The organism is Nocardiopsis rhodophaea (assembly GCF_039530945.1).
Taxonomy (GTDB): domain Bacteria; phylum Actinomycetota; class Actinomycetes; order Streptosporangiales; family Streptosporangiaceae; genus Nocardiopsis_C; species Nocardiopsis_C rhodophaea.
Genome location: NZ_BAAAPC010000046.1, coordinates 1 through 1,588, shown reverse-complemented (window position 1 = coordinate 1,588; position 1,588 = coordinate 1). Strand labels below are relative to the sequence as shown.

The following is a 1,588-nucleotide window of genomic DNA, read 5'->3' as shown; positions in this document are numbered from 1 at the left end:
CTAGCTTGTTGTTTTACCTGCTTGCTTGTGTCCAGGGCGGCTTGTAGTGCCCGTTTTGTTCTTCTTCGGGACGCCGTAGCGGGGTGCGGGACGCTTGTTCGGGCTCCCCGCAGGGCGCCCGGGACCCGGCCGGGAGGATTCCGGCGCACCGGCGGGCCGGTGCAGACCCGCGTGGATGCCGCGAAACCCCCGGCGTATGCGAGCGGGAGTCATCCGGCCCGGCGCAGCGGGACGCTGCCAGGGCAGCCGCACCTCGCGGACGACCCCTCGGGCCAGGCGCAACTGGGCATAGGCCGCGACCACGATCCAGCTCCACCGGTCGGCCGCGGCCGGGTCCCGCAGCCGGGGCGCGTTCCACCCCAGCTGCTGCTTGAGGAAGCGGAAGGTGTGCTCGATGTCGAAGCGGCGCAGGTAGGACTGCCAGAGCCGGTCCACCTCGCCGGGGGCGAGTCCGGTGGCCGAGGACCACAGCCACAGCGGCTGCGGGGCCCGGCGGCTGGGCAGGGCCTCCACCTCCAACAAGACCAGGGTGCCCTCGATCACCGGCAGGGCGCCGGGATGGTCGGCCCAGGCCGAACGGTGCGTCAGGCGGGGGTGCAGCCGGTCCCAGCCTCGGGCGGCGGCCGCACCGTAGCGCCGCGTGCGGGTGGCCGTGCTCGCGTCGGGTTCGGGCCAGGACGAGGGATCGGCCAGGTGGAAGGGCGCCCCGTGCTTGGCCGGGCGCCCCGTCGCGTCGGACCGGCGCTCGGGCGCGGGCAAGCACAGCACCCGATCGGAGCGCAGCCGCCCCAGCACCTCAACGGGCAGGTCGGCCAGGAGGAAGGCCAGGCGGAAAGGGTCGTAACCGGCGTCGGCCACCACCAGGATGTCGGGATCGCCCGGCCGGTGGTGTCCGGCGGCGGCCAGCCGGTCGACCAGGCCGCGGACCTGCTCGGCGGTGGCCGCGGTCGCGTCCTGGCCCGGGGACAGGCGCCGGAGGTCCAGGGGCACGGTCCACGAGGTGGAGCCTTCCTCCAGGGCGGCGATCACCGAGTAGGGCCAGCCGGGGACCATCTCGGCCTGGCCGGTGCCGCGCCCGTAGGTGTGGCACCAGGAGCGCTGCGGGCTGGTCCAGGCGTCGGGGCGCAGCCACGGGGAGACGTCGGCGGCCAGCACGATGCGCCCGCCCGCGGCGCGGGGCAGTGGGAGCGCGGCCAGGCTCCAGCGCAGCCGGGCGATATCGATGCGGCCGTGGTTGATGGCGGCGTAGGTCGAGCCGTGGCCGCGGCGGTGTTCGGGTTCCAGGGAGAGCTGGGCCAGGTGGTGGACGGGGCCGGGGGCGCAGGTGAGGGCGTCGCACAGATCGAACAGGGCGTCTGCTCGCGCGGTCAGGCAGGCGTAGAGCTCCGTGCGGAATCGGGACAATGCCGACAGTGGCTCGACAGGGGTGTGGTTGTGCAGCAGACTCACCTACGCGGCCTTGGGTTTGATCGTTGGCGTCTCGACAGCGCACATGATCGTCCCAAGGCCGCTCTGTTGTCTGGGGAACGAGGAAACCCGTGGCCGGAACGGTGTTCGAGCCACGGGCTGAGGTTAAACAACAAGCTAG

Annotated in this window: 1 protein-coding gene; it reads right to left on the bottom strand. The window is 72.9% G+C overall.

The features are described 5' to 3' along the window. The gene (locus tag ABD259_RS25570; RefSeq protein WP_344109729.1) at nucleotides 1-1,449 is read right to left on the bottom strand and encodes an NF041680 family putative transposase; all 1,449 of its coding nucleotides are present in this window, start codon (nucleotides 1,447-1,449) and stop codon (nucleotides 1-3) included. Nucleotides 1,450-1,588 lie beyond the last annotated feature (139 nt).